This window comes from Aeromicrobium sp. UC242_57 (assembly GCF_044452305.1).
Lineage (GTDB): Bacteria > Actinomycetota > Actinomycetes > Propionibacteriales > Nocardioidaceae > Aeromicrobium.
In genome coordinates, this window is record NZ_JBIOAM010000003.1 from 1,670,857 (window position 1) to 1,694,339 (window position 23,483).

22 protein-coding genes and 8 pseudogenes are annotated in these 23,483 nt (G+C 67.2%); 14 read left to right on the plus strand and 16 right to left on the minus strand.

Going from position 1 to position 23,483, the window contains the following annotated elements; all coding sequences use genetic code 11:
- Window positions 1–22 precede the first annotated feature (22 nt).
- On the plus strand, window positions 23–466 hold the full coding sequence (locus ACHMWU_RS21165) for a hypothetical protein (RefSeq protein ID WP_396046545.1): 444 nt from the start codon (window positions 23–25) through the stop codon (window positions 464–466).
- On the opposite strand, the gene ACHMWU_RS21170 is transcribed toward ACHMWU_RS21165, so the two are convergent.
- From ACHMWU_RS21170 to ACHMWU_RS21195, 6 genes and pseudogenes are all read right to left on the minus strand, one after another.
- Window positions 432–860 (minus strand): hypothetical protein, encoded by a 429-nt coding sequence (locus tag ACHMWU_RS21170; protein ID WP_396046547.1) that lies wholly within the window; start codon window positions 858–860, stop codon window positions 432–434. The two genes, ACHMWU_RS21165 and ACHMWU_RS21170, sit on opposite strands and share 35 nt — an antisense overlap.
- On the minus strand, window positions 799–1,593 hold the full coding sequence (locus tag ACHMWU_RS21175) for an alkaline phosphatase family protein (RefSeq protein ID WP_396046549.1): 795 nt from the start codon (window positions 1,591–1,593) through the stop codon (window positions 799–801). Before ACHMWU_RS21175 ends, ACHMWU_RS21170 begins: the two co-directional genes overlap by 62 nt.
- Window positions 1,590–2,156 (minus strand): annotated as a pseudogene (locus ACHMWU_RS21180) (DUF5998 family protein). The gene ACHMWU_RS21175 and the pseudogene ACHMWU_RS21180 overlap by 4 nt, the downstream one beginning before the upstream one ends.
- Window positions 2,156–3,157 (minus strand): acetate--CoA ligase family protein, encoded by a 1,002-nt coding sequence (locus ACHMWU_RS21185; RefSeq protein ID WP_396046960.1) that lies wholly within the window; start codon window positions 3,155–3,157, stop codon window positions 2,156–2,158. The pseudogene ACHMWU_RS21180 and the gene ACHMWU_RS21185 overlap by 1 nt, the downstream one beginning before the upstream one ends.
- Window positions 3,158–3,170: 13 nt before the next feature.
- A complete protein-coding gene (locus ACHMWU_RS21190) occupies window positions 3,171–3,827 on the minus strand; it encodes a hypothetical protein (RefSeq protein ID WP_396046962.1) in 657 nt (218 codons plus the stop codon).
- Window positions 3,828–3,880: 53 nt separating this feature from the next.
- Window positions 3,881–4,849, minus strand: a pseudogene (locus tag ACHMWU_RS21195) (GNAT family N-acetyltransferase); the annotation flags it as partial.
- Between the two features lie 98 nt (window positions 4,850–4,947).
- Between ACHMWU_RS21195 and ACHMWU_RS21200 the strand changes: the two are divergent.
- From ACHMWU_RS21200 to ACHMWU_RS21225, 6 genes and pseudogenes are all read left to right on the plus strand, one after another.
- Window positions 4,948–7,434 (plus strand): annotated as a pseudogene (locus ACHMWU_RS21200) (DNA topoisomerase (ATP-hydrolyzing) subunit A).
- Window positions 7,435–7,437: 3 nt separating this feature from the next.
- Window positions 7,438–8,151, plus strand: coding sequence for an LppX_LprAFG lipoprotein (locus ACHMWU_RS21205; protein ID WP_396046551.1), 714 nt, complete (start codon window positions 7,438–7,440; stop codon window positions 8,149–8,151).
- A 25-nt stretch (window positions 8,152–8,176) separates the two neighbouring features.
- The gene (locus ACHMWU_RS21210) at window positions 8,177–8,686 is read left to right on the plus strand and encodes an MFS transporter (protein WP_396046553.1); all 510 of its coding nucleotides are present in this window, start codon (window positions 8,177–8,179) and stop codon (window positions 8,684–8,686) included.
- 44 nt (window positions 8,687–8,730) lie between these two features.
- Window positions 8,731–9,078, plus strand: coding sequence for a hypothetical protein (locus ACHMWU_RS21215; RefSeq protein WP_396046555.1), 348 nt, complete (start codon window positions 8,731–8,733; stop codon window positions 9,076–9,078).
- A gap of 23 nt (window positions 9,079–9,101) precedes the next feature.
- The gene (locus ACHMWU_RS21220; RefSeq protein WP_396046558.1) at window positions 9,102–9,941 is read left to right on the plus strand and encodes an MFS transporter; all 840 of its coding nucleotides are present in this window, start codon (window positions 9,102–9,104) and stop codon (window positions 9,939–9,941) included.
- Between the two features lie 30 nt (window positions 9,942–9,971).
- The gene (locus ACHMWU_RS21225; protein WP_396046560.1) at window positions 9,972–10,466 is read left to right on the plus strand and encodes a beta-class carbonic anhydrase; all 495 of its coding nucleotides are present in this window, start codon (window positions 9,972–9,974) and stop codon (window positions 10,464–10,466) included.
- 114 nt (window positions 10,467–10,580) lie between these two features.
- Here the strand turns inward: ACHMWU_RS21225 and ACHMWU_RS21230 are convergent.
- Window positions 10,581–12,566, minus strand: a pseudogene (locus ACHMWU_RS21230) (type IIA DNA topoisomerase subunit B).
- A gap of 273 nt (window positions 12,567–12,839) precedes the next feature.
- On the opposite strand from ACHMWU_RS21230, the gene ACHMWU_RS21235 reads away from it, so the two are divergent.
- A complete protein-coding gene (locus ACHMWU_RS21235; RefSeq protein WP_396046562.1) occupies window positions 12,840–13,106 on the plus strand; it encodes a hypothetical protein in 267 nt (88 codons plus the stop codon).
- 87 nt (window positions 13,107–13,193) lie between these two features.
- Here the strand turns inward: ACHMWU_RS21235 and ACHMWU_RS21240 are convergent, their stop codons facing one another.
- The 8 genes and pseudogenes from ACHMWU_RS21240 to ACHMWU_RS21275 all read right to left on the minus strand — a co-directional run bounded on the left by ACHMWU_RS21240 (window position 13,194) and on the right by ACHMWU_RS21275 (window position 18,847).
- Window positions 13,194–13,514 (minus strand): hypothetical protein, encoded by a 321-nt coding sequence (locus ACHMWU_RS21240; RefSeq protein WP_396046564.1) that lies wholly within the window; start codon window positions 13,512–13,514, stop codon window positions 13,194–13,196.
- On the minus strand, window positions 13,426–14,265 hold the full coding sequence (locus ACHMWU_RS21245) for a hypothetical protein (RefSeq protein ID WP_396046566.1): 840 nt from the start codon (window positions 14,263–14,265) through the stop codon (window positions 13,426–13,428). The genes ACHMWU_RS21240 and ACHMWU_RS21245 overlap by 89 nt, the downstream gene beginning before the upstream one ends.
- 26 nt (window positions 14,266–14,291) lie before the next feature.
- A complete protein-coding gene (locus ACHMWU_RS21250) occupies window positions 14,292–14,660 on the minus strand; it encodes a hypothetical protein (RefSeq protein WP_396046568.1) in 369 nt (122 codons plus the stop codon).
- 229 nt (window positions 14,661–14,889) lie between these two features.
- A pseudogene (locus ACHMWU_RS21255) lies at window positions 14,890–16,252 on the minus strand (RNA polymerase sigma factor).
- A gap of 102 nt (window positions 16,253–16,354) precedes the next feature.
- Complete coding sequence (locus ACHMWU_RS21260) at window positions 16,355–16,570, minus strand: hypothetical protein (protein WP_396046570.1); 216 nt, start codon at window positions 16,568–16,570, stop codon at window positions 16,355–16,357.
- Window positions 16,554–17,702 (minus strand): hypothetical protein, encoded by a 1,149-nt coding sequence (locus ACHMWU_RS21265; RefSeq protein WP_396046572.1) that lies wholly within the window; start codon window positions 17,700–17,702, stop codon window positions 16,554–16,556. Before ACHMWU_RS21265 ends, ACHMWU_RS21260 begins: the two co-directional genes overlap by 17 nt.
- Before the next feature lie 250 nt (window positions 17,703–17,952).
- A pseudogene (locus ACHMWU_RS21270) lies at window positions 17,953–18,036 on the minus strand (hypothetical protein); the annotation flags it as partial.
- A complete protein-coding gene (locus ACHMWU_RS21275; protein WP_396046574.1) occupies window positions 17,999–18,847 on the minus strand; it encodes a DUF4192 domain-containing protein in 849 nt (282 codons plus the stop codon). The gene ACHMWU_RS21275 and the pseudogene ACHMWU_RS21270, both read right to left, overlap by 38 nt.
- A 138-nt stretch (window positions 18,848–18,985) precedes the next feature.
- On the opposite strand from ACHMWU_RS21275, the pseudogene ACHMWU_RS21280 reads away from it, so the two are divergent.
- The 6 genes and pseudogenes from ACHMWU_RS21280 to ACHMWU_RS21305 all read left to right on the plus strand — a co-directional run bounded on the left by ACHMWU_RS21280 (window position 18,986) and on the right by ACHMWU_RS21305 (window position 22,379).
- A pseudogene (locus ACHMWU_RS21280) lies at window positions 18,986–19,569 on the plus strand (hypothetical protein).
- On the plus strand, window positions 19,557–19,970 hold the full coding sequence (locus ACHMWU_RS21285) for a hypothetical protein (protein WP_396046576.1): 414 nt from the start codon (window positions 19,557–19,559) through the stop codon (window positions 19,968–19,970). Before ACHMWU_RS21280 ends, ACHMWU_RS21285 begins: the two are co-directional and overlap by 13 nt.
- Before the next feature lie 5 nt (window positions 19,971–19,975).
- Complete coding sequence (locus ACHMWU_RS21290; RefSeq protein ID WP_396046578.1) at window positions 19,976–20,269, plus strand: hypothetical protein; 294 nt, start codon at window positions 19,976–19,978, stop codon at window positions 20,267–20,269.
- Window positions 20,266–21,315: pseudogene (locus tag ACHMWU_RS21295) on the plus strand (oligopeptidase B); the annotation flags it as partial. The gene ACHMWU_RS21290 and the pseudogene ACHMWU_RS21295, both read left to right, overlap by 4 nt.
- A gap of 415 nt (window positions 21,316–21,730) precedes the next feature.
- Window positions 21,731–21,922, plus strand: coding sequence for a prolyl oligopeptidase family serine peptidase (locus ACHMWU_RS21300; protein ID WP_396046964.1), 192 nt, complete (start codon window positions 21,731–21,733; stop codon window positions 21,920–21,922).
- Entirely contained in the window at window positions 21,915–22,379 is a 465-nt protein-coding gene (locus tag ACHMWU_RS21305) for a prolyl oligopeptidase family serine peptidase (RefSeq protein ID WP_396046966.1), read from the plus strand. The genes ACHMWU_RS21300 and ACHMWU_RS21305 overlap by 8 nt, the downstream gene beginning before the upstream one ends.
- 149 nt (window positions 22,380–22,528) lie before the next feature.
- On the opposite strand, the gene ACHMWU_RS21310 is transcribed toward ACHMWU_RS21305, so the two are convergent.
- Window positions 22,529–23,323 carry a hypothetical protein gene (locus ACHMWU_RS21310; RefSeq protein ID WP_396046580.1) on the minus strand — a complete coding sequence of 265 codons (795 nt, stop codon included), beginning with the start codon at window positions 23,321–23,323 and terminating at the stop codon, window positions 22,529–22,531.
- Window positions 23,324–23,483 lie beyond the last annotated feature (160 nt).

Below are 23,483 nucleotides of genomic sequence, written 5' to 3' on the forward strand. Positions count from 1 at the left end.
CGGTCGTCGAGCACTCCAGCTGGTGTCGTCGCCGGGACCGCAATGGTCTGCGAGCGGTGCGGACGAGGAAGACCTCGGTGACGAGGCGAGCGACGTCGTGGCCGACCAGATCGTGCGAACTGTCTCCGAAGGCTCGACGCGCTACACGATGACCTGGTCGCTCGACGTCTCCGACACGGCCCTCGGCCCGGCCTGCGACCAGGTCGCTGCGTGGCTGGTGCGCAGCAGCAAGGTCCTGCCCGGAGACGTCGACGACGAGAGCGATCCGGTCCCCTCGAGTGACGACGTCGTGGCCGACTGTCTCCGCAGCGTCCAGGCGCAGCCCGGCGAAGGAGTCGACCAGGGATTCGGCTCGTACCCCAACACCCGCAAGAACGGCTACCAGTACGGCGTGTACGCCAGCGGCAGCAGCTCCGACGATCGGCAGCGACTCACCGTCGGCTACACGGCGATGCACGTGGACTGATCGCGCCAGGCACGGACCTCAGGTCGCGACGAGCACCGGGATCTTCAGCTCGGCGTCGGTGATCGACCCGTGGAAGCCCGTCATCTTCGAGCTCGATCGCGAACTCGCGCGACGAGAACACGCCGAACTCGCCCAGCGAGGCCACCACGACGTCGCCGATGCGCCCGCGCACGCCGGGCGTGATCGGACCGAACCAGTCCTCGAGGCCCTCGTGCGTGCGGACGATGGCGCGATCGCCCAAGGTCTCCTGCCACCGCGCAGCCACCTCACGCTCAGCACCAGGACGTGTGTAGAGGTGCCGGAACCGCGCCTCACCCGCCAGCATCGTGACGTCATCGAGCAGGCGAGGATGCTGGTCGACGTCGAACCGGTTCTCGAACGGCAGGTCGATCATGCCGTGATCGGCGGTGACGATCAGCAGCGTGTCGCGTGGAAGCGTCGCGCAGCTCCATCAGCTCGGTGTCGATCGTGGTCAGCATGGCCCGCCACTCCTCGGAGCGGCAGCCCTTGCCGTGCCCCGTGTGGTCGAGCCGAGACTCGTAGGCGTAGGTCACCGAACGTGGGCTGGACTCGATGACGTCGACCACGACGTCGAGCCGCTCGTACACCGAGTTGATGCCGTGGAACGGCACACCGCGCTGGCTGCACACCGTCAGCCCGGTGCCTTCGAACCGGGCGTCGTTGACCGACGAGGCGGAGACGCCTGCGGCCTGGAGGCGCTGCAGGACGGTCGGGTGCGGTTGCCACTGCGTGGGGTCGAGGGGCTGGTCCCACTTCAGCGAGTTGAGTCGCCGCCCGGTCTCGGGCACCCGGCACGTGTAGCCGACCATACCGTGCTCGCCGGCTCTGACGCCGGTGCCCAACGAGGTCAGGCTCGTCACGGTCGTCGACGGGACGCCACACACGACGTCGTCGACGTTGTTCAGCGACGACAGGAACGGAGCCGCGTCGGCGTGCTCGCGCAGCAGCTCCAGGCCCATTCCGTCGACCAAGAACACGACACACCGGGGAGCTTCTGGCAGACCCAGCGTGTTGCTCAGGCCGTCGACACCCAATGACGCCCCGACGGACGGCATGATCTGGTCGATCGTGGCGCGGCCGCCGATGCCCGGAAGAGTCTGGGTCATGAAGTACGGCCGGTCGTGGCCGCCGAGAGCGTACGGGCGAATCCGAGCAGCCGCTCGACCGCTGCGCCGCCGTCGCCGGCTGCGGCCAGTCGCAGCGAGAAGTCGTCGCCGGTCAGGCTGCCGGAGTAGCCGTGATCTGCTTCGCACTCGGGATCGGAGCACCGGGCCGGCTCGAGCTGCGACCCGCGACACCGCACCCCAGCCGATCGTCAGCAGAGCTTCTCGAGCTGCTTGGTCTTCGATGTGACCATCCGGGTCACGATGACCGAGCGCACCTGGCTCAGCGCGACTGCTTCAGAGCTCGTCGACGTGTAGGGGGTCGGCAGCAGGTCGTCACCGGGATGCTCGTCGGTGTGCAGCAGGATCAGCCGGCTGGTCGTCAACGCGAGCACCGTCATGTGCCGGCGGATCTCGTCGCGGTCGAACGTCGGCTCGTGATGCAGGACGTAGCCGTGCACCGTCTCGCCGGCCAAGGCGTCCCGGAGCCCTTCGGCAACGATCTCCGGGTAGTAGCCGCTGCGAGAGACCTCGTCGAAGAGTGGCGCAGTGTGGTCGGTGCTCATTACGCGAGCGTATCGCCCATGGGTGCCGGTTGACTGAGCCGCCGTACGTACCACTCACCACGTCGATCAGCCGACGGGATGACCTTGGCCCGAGCACTCAGCGCCGTGAACCCGTTAGCATGCACCGCGACGGGCTCGAGGTCGAGCTCGGCGATCTCTGGCAGGTCGTCCTTCATCGCCGCGAGCCGGACGATGACGTCCTGCAACGCGTCGACGTCGACCGCCTCGGAGCCGCGGTAGCCGTACAGCAACGGCGCCGACCGCAGGTTGCGGATCATGCTCTCGGCGTCGAGATCGGTCAGCGGCGGGATGCCGTAGGAGCGGTCGCCCATCAGCTCGCTGGGCGCGCCGGCTAGCCCGAACGAGACCAGCGGGCCGAACAGCGGGTCCTCGGTGACGCTGAACGAGACCTGGACGCCTTCGGCCGCCACCCGCTGGACGAAGAACTTGGTGTCCTTGCGCATGCCGGTCCAGTTGGTCAGCTGGTCCCACGCCTCGCCCATCTCCTCGCCGTTGGCGATGCCGCGCCAGATGTGCGCGATGTCGGGGCGGCTGCGCAGGTGCTCGCTGCCGGCCTTGAGGACGACGTCCCAGCCGAGCCTCTCTCCGGCGGCAATAGCCTCTTCGCGACTGTGGACGTTGATCCAGGTCCACAGGTCGATGCCGTAGCAGGCCAGCAGTGCGTGCACCTGCTCGGTCGACAGGATCGCGCCACGCGGCGCGACGGCCAGCACGTCACGCACCAGCGCCCGGGCATCTCCGGTGCGGTGGTTGTCGGACGAACGGAACTCGCCGTGCTCGCGCGCGGCCCACTCGGAGTAGTTGACGACCCGGGCCAGTGCACGCACCGCCGACTCGGGCGCGGCGTACGACGGCACCGAGCCACGGCCCGCAGATCCGCCGAGCAGATCGGGGACCCGCAACAGCACGGGGACGCCCTCACTGCCGAGGAACGTCGACACGATCGGCTTGTCGGACTGCTCGCCGACCGCTGCCAGCACGTCGGCGACATCTTCACCGGTCGTGTTGAGCGGCGGGATGTAGACCGCGACGAGCGCGTCGGTCTCGGGACTCGCGATGGCCGTCTCTATGGCGACCTCGAAGTCGTCTGCGGTGGCGTCGGCGCCCAGCGAGACCGGCTCGGTGACCCGCAGACCGGCAGCCGCTGCGGCGTCGGCGACGATCAGGGCCACGGCGTCGGAGTTGCCGACGATCGAGATGCGGTTGCCGCGCGGCAGCGGCTGGTGGGCCAGCAAGCTGGGCGACGTCGAACATCTCGTCGAGCGTGTCGACCTGGATGACCCCGGCCTGCCGGAACATCGCGTCGACCGCAGACTGCGGTGCGGAGGTGCGGGCCACGGTGTGGCCGACGGGCACGCCTTGGGTCGAACGGCCCGACTTGACCGCGACGATGGGCTTGGTGCGGGAGACCCGACGGGCGATCCGCGAGAACTTGCGCGGGTTACCGATCGACTCCAGGTACAGCAGGATGACCTCGGTCGAGTCGTCCTCCTGCCAGTACTGCAAAAGGTCGTTGCCTGACACGTCGGCGCGGTTGCCGGCCGACACGAACGTCGAGAGTCCCAGACCTCGGCGCGACACCGACTCGAGGATCGCGGTGCCGAGCGCTCCTGACTGGCAGAAGAAGCCGACTCGACCCTGCGGTGGCATCGACGGCGACAGCGACGCGTCAGCTGCAGCTCAGGGGCCGTGTTGATGATGCCGAGGCAGTTGGGCCCGATCAGCCGCAGGCCGTACGAGCGGCTGAGCCCGAACAGCTCGCGCTGGCGGCGGCGACCCTCGGGGCCTTCCTCGGCGAATCCAGCCGAGATCACGACCAGACCGTGGACGCCCTTGGCGGCACAGTCGAGCACGACCTCGCGGACCGACTCCGCCGGAACGGCGACGATCGCGACGTCGACCTCGCCGGGGATGTCCTGGACCGTCTTGTAGGCCGGCAGGCCCGAGACTGCCTCGGCCTGGGAGTTGACGGCGTACACGCTGCCGCCGAAGTCGCCCAGCACGAGGTTGCGGACCATGGCCTGACCGATGGATCCCTGGCGGCGGCTGGCGCCGATGACGGCGATGCTGCGGGCGCGGAAGATCCGCTCGATCGAGGCTGCCTCGGCCCGCTGCTCGCGAGCGCGCATCACGCCGATCGACAGGTCGGTCGCGTCGATCTGGCAGATGAGGCGCTGCACGCCGTCCTCGATCATTCCTTGGACCTGATAGCCCATCTCGCGGAAGACCTGCTGCATCCGGGAGTTCGACGGCAGCACGTCGGCGACGAACCGGCGGATACCGCGTTCACGACCGGCCTGCGCCAGGTGCTCGAGCAGCAGCTGGCCCACGCCTCTGCCCTGCTGCGCGTCCTCGACCAGGAACGCGACCTCGGCCTCGTCCTCGGCCACGGCGTCGTACCGACCGATCCCGATGATCTCGCCGTGCACCGTCACGACGAAGGCCACGCGACGGTCGTGGTCGACCGTCGTGAAGCGCTTGACGTCCTTGTCGGACAGCTTGGGATAGGGCGCGAAGAACCGGAAGTACTTGGACTCCTCGGACACGCGAGAGTAGAACTCGACCAGGCGCTCGGCGTCTGCTTCGAGGATCGGACGCAGCTGTGCGACGCGACCGTCCTTGAGCAGGACGTCGGCCTCCCAGTGCTCGACAGGATGCACCTCAGTGGTCACGACACAAACCTATCGGGTCCCGCCTCGGCGTGGCGGTGACAGTCCGCACATCGGTACAGGCGAAAATGGACGCTGAGCATCATCCACGAGAGGCAGGCATGGCCCGGAGCAGCAAGCAGGCACCCATCGAAGAGTTCGAGGAGCACATCCTCGACACCGATGTCGGCGACGAGATGCGTTCGAGCTTCCTCGAGTACGCCTACTCGGTCATCTACTCGCGCGCGCTGCCCGATGCCCGAGACGGTCTCAAGCCCGTCCAGCGCCGGCTGCTCTACACGATGGACGACATGGGGCTGCGCAGCGATCGCGGTCACGTCAAGAGCGCCCGCCCCGTCGGCGAGGTCATGGGCCGGTTGCACCCCCACGGCGACAGCGCGATCTACGACGCGCTCGTGCGCCTGGTGCAGCCGTGGTCGCTGCGTCTCCCCCTGGCCGACGGTCACGGCAACTTCGGCTCGCAGGACGATCCTCCTGCGGCGATGCGTTACACCGAGATCCGCATGGACGCCGCCGCCGAGGCGATGACCGCCTCGATCAACGAGGACACCGTCGACTTCCGGCCCAACTACGACGGACGCGAGACCGAGCCGGTCGTCCTGCCAGCGTCGCTGCCCAATCTCCTGGTCAACGGGGCCAGCGGCATTGCCGTCGGCATGGCGACGAACATTGCGCCGCACAACCTGATCGAGGTCGTGCAGGCCCTGCGGCACCTGATCACCCATCCCCGCGCCGACCTCGACGACCTGATGCGCTTCATCCCCGGCCCCAGATCTGCCGACCGGCGGAAAGATCGTCGGGCTCGAAGGCGTGCGCGACGCCTACGCGACCGGCAACGGCTCGTTCCGCATGCGGGCATCGACCCGCATCGAGAACGTCACACCACGGCGCAAGGGCATCGTCGTCACCGAGCTGCCGTACAACGTCGGGCCCGAGAAGGTCATCGAGGCGATCAAGAAGCTCGTCCAGGCCAAGAGCTTCCAGGGCATCTCCGACATCAAGAACCTCACCGACCGCCACAAGGGCCTCAACCTGGTCATCGAGATCAAGAACGGCTTCATCCCCGAGACGATCCTCGAGCAGCTGTTCAAGAGCACTCCCATGGAGAGCTCGTTCGGCATCAACGCGGTGGCGCTCGTCGACGGCCAGCCCCGCACGCTCGGGCTCAAGGAGATGCTCGAGGTCTACCTCGCGCACCGCATCGATGTCGTGCGTCGCCGCACGACGTTCCGCCGCGGCAAGGCCGCCGATCGGCTGCACGTCCTCGACGGCCTGCTGATCGCGCTGCTCGACATCGACGAGGTCATCCAGCTGATCCGCAGCAGCGAGAACACCGCTGAGGCCAAAGAGCGGCTCATGAGCGTGTTCGACCTGTCGACCGTGCAGGCCGAGTACATCCTCGATCGCCGACTCGGCACGCTCACCCGGCTGTCGACGCTCGACGTCGAGCGCGAGGCCGCCGAGCTGCGTGAGCTCGATCGAGAGGCTCGACGCGATCCTCAACGACGAGACCCTCCTGCGCAAGACCGTGGGTGACGAGCTCACTGAGATGGCGCAGAAGTTCGGCACCCCGCGGCGCACGGTCCTGCTCGAGTCGTCGGGCCAGACCAAGTCTGCGACGGCAGCACCGCTCGAGGTCGCCGACGATCCGTGCTGGGTGCTGCTGTCGGCGACCGGGCTCCTGGCGCGCACCTCCGACGCCTCCCCCATCGGCGAGGTCGACCACCGGGCCAAGCACGACACGATCGTCTCGGTCGTCAAGACGACTGCGCGCGGCGAGATCGGCGTCATCACGTCGGCGGGCACGGTGCGACGTCTCAGCGTCCTCGACCTGCCGACGCTGCCGCCCGGAGCGCACTCCCCCCATCTGCAGGGCGGCCTGCCGTTGGGCGAGATCGCCGATCTCGACTCCGCCGCGTTGGCACTCATGACCTTCGACGAAGACGGTCCCGGCATCGCGCTCGGCACGCGCCAAGGCACGGTCAAGCGGGTCAAGCCAGATCATCTGAGTCGTGACGAGTGGGATCTCATCTCCTTGGCCGACGGCGATGCGGTCGTCGGTGCCGTCGCGCTGACGACTGGTGACGAGCAGCTTGCCCTTCGTGACGTCCGACGCCCAGCTGCTCTACTTCTCGGCCTCGCTCGTCCGCCCGCAGGGCCGCAGTGGCGGCGGCGTCGCCGGAGTCAAGCTGGCATCGGGTCAAAAAGTTGTGTCGTTCGGTGCCGTCACCGATGTTGAAGCCGCCTACATCGTGACGGTCGCCGGCTCGAGCGATGCGCTGCCCGGAACCCAGAACGGCGCCGTCAAGGTCAGCCCGCTGTCGATCTATCCCACCAAGGGCCGCGCCACCGGCGGCGTGCGGTGCCAACGACTGCTCAAGGGCGAGGACGGGCTGCTGCTCGCCTGGGTCGGCGACGGCGTTCCGATGGCCTGCGCGACCAGCGGGACGGCTGTCGACCTGCCCGAGCCGACCGATCGACGTGATGGCTCAGGTGTGCCCGTGGCGCAGCCGATTCTCGCCGTGTCAGGCCCTCCGGCCCGTCAGGTGGCTATCGCCGAAGACCAGCCCCCGCTCGTGCAAGACTGAGCCGTGCGCATTCGTCACCTGCTCCCAGCCCTGCTCGCATCGACCCTCTTCCTGGCCGGATGCACCGGGTCGTCCGACTCGTCCGACGCCTCGGACGACAAGGGCGGCGACGCGTCCGCGTTGACCGCCCGCCTCGCCTCGGCCAAGGAGGCGCTCGACTCCGCCGAGACCATCGACATCTCGTTGGCGACCAAGTCGCTGCCCGATGGCATCACCGGGTTGCTGTCAGCCCAGGGCAAGGGCAATCACTCGCCGGCCTTCAAGGGCAAGGTCACGGTCATCACCGGCGGCTCCAGCCTCGGCGCCGATGTCATCGCGGTCGACGGCAAGGTGTACGCCAAGACCGGCTTCGCGCCGAACTTCGTCACGATCGACCCGAAGGACCTCAAGGCTCCCGATCCGGCTTCGCTGTTGTCGACCGACGCGGGCATCTCCCAGATCCTGGTCAAGACCGAGTCGATCAGCGACGGCGGCCAGTCGCGCGACGGCAAGGACGTGCTGACCACGGTCAAGGGCACGTTGCCCGGCACGGTCGTCGCCACGATCATCCCGTCGGCTGCCTCTGACCAGACGTTCAAGGTGACCTACCGCCTCGACGACGATGACCAGCTACGCGATGCCACTCTCACGGGCCAGTTCTACCCCGAGGGCGGCGACGTCACGTACACCGTCGGGCTGGCGACGTCCGACACGCCGGTGACGATCACGGCCCCCTGAGCACACCAGGTCGATCACCCGGCTCATGAGCAGCACAGCGATCACTCCCGCCTCCAAGATCCTCCTGGCGTTCGCTGCGGTCGCGATCTCGTTCGCTGCCGCTGACACGTACGTCGTGGTGCTGGCGCTGCCCGACATGATGAGCACGGTCGGGCTCGACCTCGACGAGCTGCAGCGCGCCGCGCCGATCGTCAGCGGCTTCCTCCTGGGCTATGTCGGGGTGCTCCCGCTGATCGGTCGCATCTCAGACCTGCGCGGTCGTATCCCGGTGCTGCTCGGCTCGCTCATCGTGTTCGCGGTCGGATCGCTCGTGACGGCCGCGGCGTACAACCTCGAGACCATCGTGGCCGGTCGACTGATCCAGGGCATCGGCGGCGGTGGACTGATCCCGCCGACGCTGGCCCTTGTCGCCGATCTGTGGCCACCGCACAAGCGCGGACTCCCCCTGGGCATCGTCGGCGCGGTGCAAGAGTCGGCAGCGTCCTCGGACCGCTCTACGGCGCTGCTGTCCTGGCCTTCGGCGACTGGCGGCTGATCTTCTGGCTCAACTGCGCGATCGGGCTGGTCCTCGTCGCAGCCATGCTCAGCCTGAGACCGACCCGCTCCTTGAGCTTGTCGAAAGGAGCCGCTCCGACACGCTCAGCAGGCCGATTCGACTACCCCGGCGCCGGGCTGGCCGTCCTGACGCTCGCCGGCATGAGCCTGGTGATGCTCGCGCCGACCCGGCTCGTCCAAGACGTCGAGATCGGTCGTGCCTACCTCCCGGTGACCGGCGACTCCCGGTGGCTGACTCCCCTGGCCCTGACAACGTTCGCGATCGTGGCGTTGTTCGTGCTGCGCCAGGTGTTCGCTCATCGTCCCCTCGTCGGCTGGCGCACCTGGCCCGCCCTGGCGCGCGAGACCGACGTGGGGGCGCGCTGCTGCTGACCCTGGGGCTCGGTGCCGTGATCGTGACCTTCGCCTCCGCCGAGCCCGAGAGCGGCGCCGTCTCCCCCGATGCGCCGTGGCTGCTGCCGATCGCTGCCGCCGCCTTCATCGGCTTCGGCGTCCGGCAGCGGCGCGCCGTGCAACCGCTCATCCCACGAGGCGCACTCAGCTCCCGTCCCGCCTGGGGCGCGCTGATCGTGTCGTTCTTCATCGGCGCCGCGCTCATCGCAGCCTTGGTCGACATCCCGTTCTTCGCACGACTCACGGTCTACCGCGACTCCCAGCTCGACGCCGCGCTGGTGCTGGTGCGGTTCTTGATCGCCCTGCCGATCGGCGCGTTGCTCGGCGGGTGGCTGCTGCGTCGGGTTCCAGCCAACGTCCTGACGTCGGTAGCGATGCTCATGAGTGCAGTCGCCTTCTGGCACATGGCGACCTGGGACAAGACGTCACTCGACAGCAGCACCGAGACCTGGTCGTTGATCCTCGGCGGCCTCGGCTTCGGCATCGCGATTGCGCCCGTCAATGCGGCCCTGCTGGCCCACACTGCCGATGCCGTGCACGGTGTCGCCTCCGCGCTGCTGATCGTGGCCCGCATGGTCGGCATGCTTCTGGGCATCTCGGCGCTGACGACGATCGGCCTGCGTGCCTTCTACAACGCCGCCGACAAGATTCCGCCCGCCGCCGAGCTCTGCGACGGCCAGGCGACACTCTGCCAGGCCTACAAGGACGCCCAGATCGGCGCCGGCATCACCCAGCTGCATGCCGTCTTCGTCGGCGCTGCGGTGTGTGCGCTGATCGCCGCGGGGCTCGCACTGGTGCTGCTGCGCACCGACCGACGTCCCGGTGGCCAGCCCCCAGCATGACCTCGAACAGCAGTGGCTAGGCTTCGACGCATGCCAGATTTCGATGACCTGCTTGCCGCCAATCAGTCCTATGCCAACGACTTCTCCCTATCCGGGTTCGACGGCATCGCCCACGCCGGCGTCGCGATGGTGACGTGCATGGACTCACGCATCGATCCGCTGCGGATGATCGGCCTCCAGCCCGGTGACGCCAAGATCCTGCGCAACCCCGGCGGCCGGGTGACCGATCAGGTGCTCGTGGCGCTGGTGCTCGGCGTCAACCTGCTTCGCGTCAACCGGGTGCTCGTGGTCCAGCACACCCGCTGCGCCATGGCGTCGTCGACCGAGGACGAGCTCAAGGCTCGCATCACCGAGGGCACCGGCACGGATGCCTCGTGGATGACGTTGGGCGCCATCGTCGACCAGCGTCAGACCGTCCTGGCCGACGTCCACCGGGTCAAGACACATCCGCTGATCAACAACGACATCGCGGTCGGCGGATTTCTGTACGACGTCGACTCAGGCCTGCTCGAACCCGTCGTCTAACCCCGCTGCGGTTTCCCACGAGGCCTCGGCCTCTTGCCACGCACCTAGCGTCACAGCGCTGGGTGCGTGAGTGATTCCCCAGGGCACCCTGGGAAACCGCAGCCGGCGGGTGGATCAGGCGTCGATGCGGTCGGCGTCGATCTCGTAGGCGCCCTGAACGATGAACTCCTTGCGGGGCGGCACCTCGTTGCCCATGAGCAGCTCGAACACGTCTGAGGCTGCTTCGCCGTCGTCGACCGTCAGACGGCGCAGCGTGCGGTGCCGCGGCTCCATCGTGGTCTCTGCCAGCTGGTCGGCGTCCATCTCTCCCAGACCCTTGTACCGCTGTACCGGGTCCTTCCACGAGACGCCCTTGCGCTTGAGCTCGGCCAGCTTGCGCTGCAGCTCGGGGTCGGAGTACGTGTAGACGTACTTGTCCTGCCCCTTCTTCGGATTGGTCAGCCGATGCGGTGCAACGGCGGGACGGCCGTGTAGACCCGCCCGGCATCGACCAAGGGGCGCATGTAGCGGAAGAACAATGTCGCGAGCAGACAACGGATGTGTGCACCGTCGGAGTCGGCGTCGGCCATGAAGATGATGCGTCCGTAGCGAGCTGCGTCGACGTCGAAGGTGCGACCGGACCCGGCCCCGACGACCTGGATGATCGACGAGCACTCGGCGTTCTTCAGCATGTCGCCGATGCTGGCCTTCTGGACGTTGAGGATCTTGCCCCGGATCGGCAGCAATGCCTGGAACTCAGAGTCTCGGGCCGACTTGGCGGTGCCGAGTGCTGAGTCGCCCTCGACGATGAACAGCTCGGAGCGTTCGACGTCGTTGCTGCGGCAGTCAGCCAGCTTGGCCGGGAGGGCGCTGGACTCCAGCGCATTCTTGCGCCGCTGCGTGTCGCGCTGCTGACGGGCCGCCAGTCGCGTGCGGGACGCATCGACGACCTTCTGCATCACGGTGCGCGCCTTGGCCTTGTCTGCGGCCTTGGTCGACGTCAGGTACTTCTTGAGCTCGCGCGACACGACCTGGTTGACGATCTTGGTGACCGCGGGAGTGCCGAGCACCTCTTTCGGTCTGGCCCTCGAACTGCGGTTCCGCCAGACGGACCGTCACGACCGCCGTGACTCCTTCGAGAACGTCGTCCTTGATGACATCGGGGTCGCCTGACTTCAGCAGCCGGGTCGTCTTGAGGACCTCGTTGAACGTCTTGGTCACGGCCCGCTCGAAACCGTTGACGTGCGTGCCGCCCTTGGGCGTCGCGATGATGTTGACGAACGACTTGAGCTCGGTGTCGTAGCCCGTGCCCCACCGCAACGCGACATCGACGCCGAGCGTGCGCTCGATGTCCTGGGGCGTCATGTGGCCCTTGGCGTCGAGCAGCGGGACAGTCTCGGTGAAGACGTCCTCGCCCTCGAGCCGCAGGACGTCAGAGACCGGCTCGTCGGGTGCGAGGAACTCGCAGAACTCACCGATGCCACCGTCGTGGCGGAACTTCTCCTCGCCCAGCTCGTCGCCGCGCTCGTCGCGGATGACCAGCTCGAGGCCTGGCACCAGGAAGGACGTCTGGCGTGCGCGGGCGACGGCTCGTCGTAGGAGAACTTGGCGCCCTTGATGAAGATCTGGGGATCGGCCCAGTAGCGCACGCGCGTTCCGGTGCGAGCCTTGGCGACCTTGCCGATCTTGCGCAGCTCGTTGGTCGGGGTGAAGTCGGCGTCGGGCCCATCACCGGCAAAGACTCCCGGCTCACCACGCCGGAACGACATCGCCCACGTCGCTCCGCCCTTGTCGACCTCGACGTCGAGTCGCGACGACAGGGCATTGACGACCGAGGCGCCGACTCCGTGCAGACCGCCGGTGGCGACGTAGGAGCCCCCACCGAACTTTCCGCCGGCGTGGAAGCTTGGTGTAGACGACCTCGACGCCGGTCAGCCCGGTCTTCTTCTCGATGTCGACCGGGACGCCTCGCCCTTGGTCCTGCACCTCGACCGATCCGTCAGCATGCAGCGCGACCAGGATGTGCGCACCATGGCCACCGAGAGCCTCGTCGACGGAGTTGTCGATGATCTCCCACAGGCAGTGCATCAGCCCGCGGGTGTCGGTGGAGCCGACGTACATGCCTGGACGTTTGCGGACGGCCTCCAGTCCTTCGAGGACTAGGAGGTTTCTGGCGTCGTACCAGCTGTCGATGATGGGTTCCTTCTCGGGGTGCTTTGCCTTCTCCAACCCTAGCCAGCAAAGCCCAGTACTCGATGCGTGACACGCCTCTGTCCGCCGTCGGCGACACGCGACCGCAGCGCGCCTCCGAGCGTTTGGACCCACCGAGGAGTATTTATGTGAATAGTCACCATTCGGTCAGCCCTGAAGCACGGAATAGGACACCATGATTGGATGTTGACCAGTACATCCAACCGGCTCAGAGAGAAGGTCACCGTGACAACACTGACAGCCCCCATGCTGAGCTCCCTCGACCGCTGCGACCGCTGCGGCGCTCAGGCCTACGTCCGCGTCACCCTCGGTGGCGGCGGCGAGCTGATGTTCTGCGCTCACCACGCTCGCCAGCACGAGAACAAGCTGCGCGAGATGTCAGCACTCATCCACGACGAGTCGGAGCGCCTCACCTCGTCGTCCACTGCCCTGGTCGACGACGGAGTCTAAGACACCCACAGCAAGCGATGCGAAGGGCCGGCCAGATGATTTCTGGCCGGCCCTTCGCATTGCCCTGACTGAGCTGCCCCTGATCGATCAGTAGGGGTAGTTGTGGATCTCCCGCGACTTCAAGATCGCCTTCCAGTGCTGGAGGTAGTCCTCGTACACGGCGGGATCGGTCGTCTCGGTCGTGATCTCGTCGCTGGCGACCAGGTTGGAACCGGTGAGGGCCGCAGAACCGGCCTGCACGACCTTGGTCCGGATGCCCGAGCTCGGCCAGTTGTTGTACCTGGTGCCGTCGACCGCGACCTCTTCGGGGTTGAGCCGGTTACGGGTCAGCTTGGCCTCGATCAGGATCGTCTTGTCGTGGGGCTCGGCCCAGGCGACCTCGATGCGACGGCTGGCCGTCTTGAACACGTCGAGGATCGGCCGGCACACGCGGATGTACAGCTGGCAGTGCGCGATGCGGTTGACCTTGAGGTCGTCCTCGAACGAGACGACCGAGATCTTGCAGCCGGCGTCGGCCAGCTCGACGAGCTGTAGGCCACAGCGATGCGGCGGTACTTGAACCGGTTCTCCTGCAGACGGATACGGCACTGGTCATCGGGGACGACGCGGCGCAACAGGTTGAGGACGGGGTCCTTGCCGTTGTTGGGGGTCGCCCGGATCGGTGTGGCGTAGATCGTGACGTTGGCCAAGTTGGAGTAGAACATGCCGTAGTCGGAGTACGCACGGGTGTAGCCGTCGCGTGGCTTGCAGTGCTGTAGCCGTAGCGCGTCTTGTGCTTCTTGGCGTATTTCAGGAAGTCGTTGCCGATGTTGCGCTCGGCGTACATGTCGTCCCACAGCTTGCGGGTCTGGTACCACAGCTTCTTGTCGTTGTAGATCGTCAGACCGTTGTTGTAGGTGCGCTCGCCACTGGGGCCGCCGAGGTTGGCCGAGCCCGTCCAGATGACGCCCTTGGCCGGCTTGTTGTCGCGGGTGAACGTGCTGCTGACGAGCAGCAGCTTGGAGTGCATGATCGCGCCATTGAGTCCCGACAGGCATGCCAGGCTCTTGCCCTTCTGGCAGATCTTGAAGTTGGCGTCCCGCAGTGACCGCGACTTCAGCGCCCGCTGCAGTGCCCGTGACTCCTTGGACTGCGATGCCTTGCCGTGGATGACGCGCACCTTGACGCCCTGCTTGGCCGCCTTGATCAGCCACGGCCCACCCGGTAGGAGTTCTCCATGCGGGAGACCGACAGGAAGACCGTGTTGGCTCGACGTACCGCTGCGGGTCGGATCTTGCCCGTGCGCGGATCCTTATAGGAGCCGCGGATGATGCGCTCGAGGTCGTTGAGCTGCGAGAAGTCGCTGTTGGACTTGCTGGAGATCGCCTTGTAGGGACGCGAGAAGTTGGTCTCGAGCGTCACGGGATACCCCGGCCACGGTTCAGGCGCGCTGTCGGCCGCCGCGGCCACTCCGCGCTCGGCAACAGGAGTCTTCGCTGCCGGCGTGGGGGTCGGGTCAGGCGTCGGGGTCGCGTCGACCTCGGCGCTGGTAGCCACCGAAGCCAGACCCAGCACCAGAGTTGCCGCCAGTACACCCACCCCGATTGCGCGTGCTACGCGCTGTGAACTATCGGTATTTCGCACAGATCTGCTCTCCGAGAGGCTCGTGTTGTCGTGGCAGTCTAACCCAGATGACCGGGAGAGACAGGCTGGCCGTGTTCGTCGGCGATTGGCCGGGACTGTGTCAAGGGCCCGCACCGCACTGGAATCTCAGTGCCGTACGGGCCCTTGCCAGCAGACTGGCTCAGTCGAGGTAGTCGCGCAGCACCTGCGAGCGCGAGGGGTGACGCAGCTTGCTCATGGTCTTGGACTCGATCTGGCGGATGCGCTCGCGCGTCACTCCGTAGACCTTGCCGATCTCGTCGAGCGTCTTGGGCTGTCCGTCGGTCAGGCCGAAGCGCATCGACACGACACCGGACTCACGCTCCGAAAGGGTGTCGAGCACGGGCGTGCAGCTGCTCCTGCAGGAGCGTGAACGACACCGCGTCGGCCGGGACGATCGCCTCGGAGTCTTCGATCAGGTCGCCGAACTCCGAGTCGCCGTCCTCGCCCAGCGGGGTGTGCAGGCTGATCGGCTCACGACCGTACTTCTGGACCTCGACGACCTTCTCGGGCGTCATGTCGAGCTCGAGCGCGAGCCTTCGGGGGGTGGGTTCGCGACCCAGGTCCTGCAGCATCTGGCGCTGGACACGGGCCAGCTCTGTCGATGACCTCGACCATGTGGACCGGGATACGGATCGTGCGGGCCTGATCGGCCATGGCGCGGGTGATCGCCTGACGGATCCACCACGTCGCATAGGTCGAGAACTTGAAGCCCTTGGTGTAGTCGAACTTCTCGACTGCACGGATCAGACCGAGGTTGCCTTCCTGGATCAGGTCGAGGAACAGCATTCCGCGGCCTGTGTAGCGCTTGGCCAGCGAGACGACGAGGCGCAGGTTGGCCTCGAGCAGGTGGTTCTTGGCACGGCGACCGTCGACGACGATCCACTCGAGCCTTCGCGGGACTTCTCCGACAGGCGGCCGCCCTTGGCCAGCTTCTCCTCGGAGAAGAGTCCGGCCTCGATGCGCTTGGCCAGCTCGACCTCTTGGCCGGCGGTCAGCAGCGAGACCTTGCCGATCTGCTTGAGGTAGTCCTTGACCGGGTCGGCGGTGGCGCCGGCGACCATGACCTGCTGAACGGGCTCGTCGGACTCGTCAGCGGCCGAGATCGTGTAGGAAGACTTCTCGTCCTCCTTGAGCGAAGGATCGTTCTTCAGATCCTTCTCGAACTCCTCGTCGGGGATGTCCGGCAAGATCTTCTTGCCCTGGGCGTCGACCAGAACCGTGCCGTCAGCAGGAGGCGTCTCCAATGCGTCGGCCAGATCAACGCTCGCAGGAACCGTGCCCTCGTCAGACGGGTCTGACACCTTCTTGGCAGCGGTCTTCTTCGCGGCAGTCTTCTTGGCAGCGGTCTTCTTGGCGGGGCTCGTGGAAGTCTTCGTCACAGTCGTTTCTGTTTTCGCAGTGGTGGTGGTCTTCTTGGCAGCGGTCTTCTTTGCCGGTGGGCCCGTCTCGGGCTCCTGTGTGACGGCCCGGAGGCGTGATCCAGAATCGGGATTCACCGGCACGTCAACCTCACAAACGGTAGATGGGCGCAACAATGAGGCCTGTGGTCAACCTCTCGCTCCAGTGTGGCACGACCGCCCAAGCGATTCCATCTCAGGGTGCTCTCAGGAGCGTGTCGGCCACAGATGCACGGCCTCGCCCGCGTGCACGAGCTTCTCGTACTCCTGGGTCGTGGCGCGCATGGCCGCGAGGCGGTCTGTCGTGCCGGCGCTGTGGTGGGCGAACTCCTGGATGAGCCAGGTCGCGCCGTTGCGCCCGGCGATGCAGCGCTGCTCGATGACGCCCAGCAGGCGCTCGCGGACGTCAGCCTCGACCCCCATCTGCTCCAGACCTGCATGCGCCAGCGGCAGCAGCTGACGCAGCACGGCTCACGCACAGCCACGGTGCCGACACCGGGCCAGTAGATCTCGGCGTCGATACCGTCGCGTGCCGCCTGGTGGAAGTTGTCCTCGGCCGCTCTGAACGACAGCTGGGACCAGATAGGACGTTCACCAGACCGCAGCACCGTGACGAGGCCGTAGAACAGGGCGGCGTTTGCCATCGTGTCGATGACCGTGGGACCGGCCGGCAGCAGGCGGTTCTCGATCCGCAGGTGCGGCCGTCCGCCTGCGATGTCGTAGATCGGCCGGTTCCAGCGGTACACCGTGCCGTTGTGCAACCGAAGCTCGCCGAGGGTGGGCACTCGCCCCGCCTCGAGGCTGAGCAACAGGATCCTCGTCGTCGACGATCGGGAGCAGCGCCGGGAAGTAGCGGACGTTCTCCTCGAACAGGTCGAACACCGACGTGATCCCACCGCTCCCCGAAGAACACTCGTGGACGCACACCTTGTGCCTTGAGCTCTTCGCTGCGGGTGTCGGTGGCCTGCTCGAACAGCGCGATGCGGGTCTCGTGCCACAGATGCTGTCCCAGCAGGAACGGCGAGTTCGCACCCACCGCGACCTGGACCGCTGCCATCGCCTGTGCGGCGTTCCAGGTCGCCGCGAAGTCCTCAGGATGTACCTGCAGGTGAAGCTGCGTGCTGGTGCAGGCCGCTTCGGGGATGATCGTGTCGGCCGTGGTCTGCAGACGGTCGACGCCGTCGATGATGATCTCGATGTCTTCACCGCGGGCGGCCAGGATCTGCTCGGACAGCAGGTGGTAGCGCGGGTTCGCCGAGATCGCGTCACGGCTGAAGTGCCCGTCCTGCAGCGTCGGCAGGATGCCGATCATCAGCAGGTGCGTGTCGACCTTCGCAGCCTTGTCCTGAGCGGCATTGAGGTCGTCGCGCAGTGCACGCTGCATCTGCTCGAGGCCTGCCCCGTCGATCCGCTGCGGGGCGACGTTGATCTCGATGTCGAACAGCCCGAGCTCGGTCTGGAAGTCCGGATCGGCGATCGCGGCCAGCGCCTCGGCGTTCTTGAGCGCCGGATCGCCTTGACCGTCCACGAGGTTGAACTCGATCTCGATCCCCACGTGGGTGTGCTGAAGGAGAAGTCGCGCTCGCCCAGCATCTGGGCGAACACGTCGAGACAGCGACGTACCTTGGCCCGGTAGCGGGTGCGATCTTCTCGGCTGAACTCGCGCGCACAACGTCCTGACCCATGGCCCCGACACTAGGCGTCCCACGGGCCCCCGGCACGAATAACGCGTCGTCGTCCCAGAGCTCAGGCGAGATCCCGGCCTCGAGCAGGTCGAGGATGCCCTGCGCCATCGTGTAGCAGGGGTCGGCGTCGAGGGCGCGCTCGACCGCGACGAGCGCCTGCGCACCATCACCGCTCAGCCAGGCCGCGAACGCTGCCAGGCTCAGCGACTGCCGGCTCGAAGGGCGGCACGACGCTCTGGGCCACCCGGACCAGGACGTCCAGCATGACCTGGGAGGTGTCGCGGGTGATGCGCGCCCAGACCTCGTCGCGCACCTTGATGCACGACGTCCACGCTGCCAGTCTCAGCAGGTCGGCGTCGGAGACCGGCTCGGCGGACACGGCTCGGTCGAGGATCGGCCCGACGACCGACGTCCGGCCGGTGCCAGCCGGCCGGGTCGAGACGCGCGACCTGACGCACGACCTCCGACAAGATCTCGGCTGCTCCTCGCTCGAGCCACCGACGTCGCTCCCCGTGACCGGCCCGAACCGCGCGACGAGAGTCTCTCGGTCGGGCAGGATCTGCTGCCCGGCCGCCACGGCGTGGACGATCGCCAGGTGGTGAGGTGACGTCTCGTAGGGCGAGCCTCCTGGAGCGTCACCGGGAACGTCGGTCCAGTACCGGCTGCCGTCGGCGCGGACTCGCACGATCAGGTCGATGCCGTCCGTGCTGTCGATCTCGTGGTGGATCGCGTCGAGAGTCGCGAGGGCGACGTCCTGCCGCTGCGTCACGACGATCAGGATCGCGCCCTCCGCACGTTGGTTGAGCAGATGCCTGACCACGAGGCTCGCCACGTCGGGCGCCGATGACGCCGCGCTCGGCAGGTCCATCCTGAGGCGGAAGCCGAACCTGCGCCGCGGCCCGTGCGTCGCGATGGCCACGAGCGACTCGACCGGTGTGAAGCCGAAGAGTGTCGGCAGGGCGTTGATCAGGTCAGGGACGTCATGGGCGGTGAAGGTCGGGGGTGCGTCGGTCATGACTTCACCGTCGCCTGCCACGGACGCGCGCCGCACCCGTCAGGAGCGCGTCTGTGGACGGGCTGCACGCCGGCAGTGCCTGTGGACGACGATGCTGTCGGTGGCACGCGCCACAATGGCTGCATGTCGCGCACCATCATGCATCTCGACCTCGATGCCTTCTTCGCATCGGTCGAGCAGCGCGACAAGCCCTCCCTTCGTGGCCGGCCCGTCATCGTCGGCGGCGTCGGACAACGCGGAGTCGTCGCGACGGCGTCCTACGAGGCCCGGCTCCACGGTGTCCGTTCGGCCATGCGAACCGCAGAAGCACGGCCCGCTGCCCCCACGCTGCCTTCCTGGGCGGACGCTTCGAGGCCTACCGCGAGGCGAGTCGCCTCGTCATGGACCGGCTCCGTCAGGAGTCAGAGCTGATCGAGCCGCTCTCGCTCGACGAGGCGTTCGTCGACCTTTCGGCCGGCGAGCGGTTCGATCCCTCCCGGGTCGATGAGATCGTGGCGACGATTCGCGCCGACATCACCGAGCTCACCGGCGGACTGACCGCCTCTGTCGGCGTCGCCTCGTCCAAGCTGATGGCCAAGATCGCCAGCGAGGTCAACAAGCCCGACGGAGTCTTCATCGTCGCCGACGGCACCGAGGCCGCCATCCTGGGCCCGATGCAGGTCACGGCCATTCCCGGAGTCGGCCCTGCCACCGCCAGAGACTGCGTCGCGTGGGCATCGTGACGGTCGACGACCTGCGGGTGCCGAGCGAGGACGAGCTCGTGCGACTGCTCGGCCAGTCATCCGGACGATCGCTGCACCGGCTCGCCAGGGCAGTCGACGACCGTCCCGTCGTCGCTCACCGCGAGACCAAGTCGGTGAGCGTCGAAGACACCTTCGACCACGACATCGCCGATCGTCTTCAGCTCGAGACCATCATCGACCGCATGGCTCGCAACGTGTCGGCGCGGCTGCGCAAGAACGGTCTCTCAGGGCGCACGATCACCCTGAAGCTGCGACGCCCACGACTTCGAGACGCACACCCGGTCGTCCACGTTGCCTCACCCGACCGACAGCTCGCATCCTGGCGACCACCGCTCGTGCCCTGCTCGCCGGCGAAGACATCAGCAACGGGCTGCGCCTGATCGGGGTGGGAGTCAGCGGCCTGGCCGACTGGGTCCAGGACGACCTGTTCTCGGACGACGATCCCGAGGTCGAGATCGACGACATCCCAGAAGAGCACGTCGAGGCAGCACCGGTGCGCTGGCACCCCGGCATGGACGTGCATCATGCCGCTCACGGAGACGGGTGGGTCTGGGCGCCGGACTCGGTCGGGTCACGGTCCGGTTCGAGACTCGTTGGGACGCCGCCTGGCCCCGTGCACACCTTTCGTGCCGATGACCCTGCACTCGGCGCGGGGCACACCGGTACGTTTCAGACATGACCGTTCCTGCTTCCCACGTCGCCCCACCGGTTGCCGAACGGCGCCCTGTCACCCGTAGCCACCACGGCGACGACTTCGTCGACGACTACGAGTGGATGCGCGACAAAGAAGATCCGGCGACGTTGGCCTATCTCGAGGCCGAGAACGCCCACACCGATGCTGCCACCGCGCACCTCGAGCCGTTGCGCCAACAGATCTTCGACGAGATCAAGTCGCGGACCCTCGAGACCGATCTGTCCGTGCCGACCCGGCACGGATCCTGGTGGTACTACGCCCGCACGGTCGAGGGACAGCAGTACGCGATCCGGTGCCGCTGCGCCGTCCAAGATCCCGACGACTGGACTCCGCCCGACCTCGATGCCGAGAGCACGATTCCCGGCGAAGAGGTGCTGCTCGACTCCAACGTCGAGGCCGAGGGCCACGAGTTCTTCTCGCTGGGAAGCTTCAGCATCAGCGACGACGAGAACTTCCTCGCCTGGTCGATCGACGTGCAGGGCGACGAGCGCTACACGATCCGCATCAAGGACCTTCGCACCGGCGAGGTGCTTCCTGACGTGATCACCGGCGCCAGCGCGGGTGCCACCTGGTCGGCTGGCGGAACCCACCTGTTCTACACGACGGTCGACGATGCGTGGCGCCCCTGCCGGGTCTGGCGCCACCGCGTCGGCTCGAACGACGACGACGTCCTCGTGCTCGAAGAGACCGATGAGCGCTACTTCGTCGGGGTCGGCCGCACGCACTCCGAGCGCTATCTCGTCATCGGGCTGGGCTCGAAGATCACGAGCGAGTACCGGGTGCTCGAAGCCGACCAGCCCGAGGGTGAGTTCCGGATCGTGCTCCCCCGCCGCGAAGGTGTCGAGTACTCGTTGGAGCACGCAGTCATCAACGGCCACGACCGTTTCGTGATCCTGCACAACGACGGCGCACTCAACTTCGAGCTCGTCACAGCACCGGTCGACGCCCCGTCCGACCAGACCGTCGTGATAGCCGGAAGTGATGCGATCCGGCTCGAAGACGTCGATGTCTTCGCCCGTCACATCGTCGTGTCGCTGAGGCGCGATGCCCTGGCCAGGGTCGGCATCATCCCCATCTCGTCCGACGGCCTCGGCCAGATGACTGAGATCGACTTCGGCGAAGCTGTTCACCAGCGGCGTGGGATCGAATGCCGAGTGGGATCCGCCCTTGATCCGCGTCGGGGTCGGCTCGTTCGTGACGCCGTCGTCAGTCTCGACTACGACCCCGAGACCCGTGAGCTTCATTCTGCGCAAGCAGGCGCCCGTCCTCGGTGGCTACGACGCCGCCGACTACGAGCAGCACCGCGGCTGGGCCACCGCCGAAGACGGCACCCGGGTGCCCATCTCGATCGTCTGCCGCAAGGACACGCCTCGCGACGGCACGGCTCCGGCGCTGATCTACGGCTACGGCTCCTACGAGACCAGCATCGACCCGAGCTTCTCGGTCATGCGGCTGTCGCTGCTCGACCGCGGATTCGTGTTCGCGATCGCGCACGTCCGTGGCGGCGGCGAGCTCGGACGGCACTGGTACGACGACGGCAAGCAAGCCGACAAGCGCAACACGTTCACCGACTTCATCGCGCAGCGCACGTCATCTGGTCGACGAAGGATGGACGTCCGCCGATCGACTCATCGCTGAGGGCGGCAGCGCCGGTGGCCTGTTGATGGGCGCCGTGGCCAACATCGCGCCCGACGCCTTCGCAGGCATCGTCGCGGCGGTGCCGTTCGTCGACGCGCTCACCACGATCCTCGACCCGTCGCTCCCCCTGACCGTCATCGAGTGGACGAGCTGGGGCAACCCCCTCGACGATCCCGAGGTCTACGCCTACATGAAGTCGTACACGCCGTACGAGAACGTCGGGCGACCACGACTATCCCGCCATCTTGGCTGTCACCAGCTTGCACGACACCCGCGTGATGTACGTCGAGCCGGCCAAGTGGGTCGCCCAGCCCGCGCCACCGCGACTGGGAAGGCGCCGATCTTGTTGAAGACCGAGATGCATGCCGGCCACGGCGGCGTCAGCGGACGCTACGCCTCCTGGAAGGAGCGCGCCTGGGGGCTGGCCTGGATCATCGACACCGCGAACCAGGCCTGACGCCACGACGAACGGCCCCGCCCCTCGAGGGGCGGGGCCGTTCGTTGCTGCGTCGCGTGTCAGACCTGCGGGGTCTCGCCGAGCTCCACGAGTCGTTCTTCAGCATCGGTGGTCTGTTGCCGTCGACGGCCACGGTGCGGTGGAACCACTCAATAGCCTCGTCCTTGCGCCCAGCTGCCAGCAGAGTGTCGGCGTAGGCGTAGCGCAGCCGCGCCACCCAGTCGGCACGTCCCTTGGTGTGCAGGGGCTCGGTCTCGAGCAGGCGAAGCGCCGCGTCGTGCTGACCCAGATCGCGTCGAGCACCCGCGATGACGATCGTCAGCTCGGTGTTGCCGGCTTCGTCCAGGTGCGAACGGGATCTCGGGGGTGTCGTATTCGAGCGCCTTGGCGGGTCGCTTGAGGGCACGTTCGCAGTCGGCCATCATGGGCGCATACAGGTAGTTTCCTGACATGCGTCGGGCAGCGCGGAACTCGGAGAGCGCTTCAGCCCACTTGCCGGCGGCGTAGGCAGTCTCGCCGCAGGCTTCGCGGACGAGTCCGGTACGGGTGGCACGAGCACGGGCCGCGAGGGCGTGCTTGTGGGCCGTCTCGGGGTCTTCGGCCATCAGCAGGCCGGCCATCACGAGGTGGCGGGCGACCTTGTCGGCCAGCTTCTCGGGCAGAGCCTGGAGGGCCTGACGCGCGTGCTTGTCGAGGTCCTTGGCACTGATGTCGTCGGGGATCGGCGGCCCGTCGTAGATCTTCTGTGCTGCGGTGCGGTCGCCCTCTTCCTGACGCCGGTTGCGCGGCGCGTCATAGGACTTGCCGTCACGCCGTGGCTTGCCGGGCTTGGCATCGCGGTAGGACGGCTTGGCGTCACGAGCGCCCGGCTTCCCACTGCCTGGGCGGGGCGTGCCGGCTTCCGCGTTGATCGCGGCCTCCGCGTGGCGCGTTGCTGCCGCCACGACCGGAGTTGTGTTGCCCGCCGAGCGGGATTGCGCGACTCGGCCATGAGTCGTTCCTTCCATCGAAACTTCTGGTGGTGCCCACTGTAGGGGGAACCGCCCTACCAGGTGACAACGGTGTCAACCGTCGAGGCTGCTGCAAATGAGTAGAGGCCGCCCT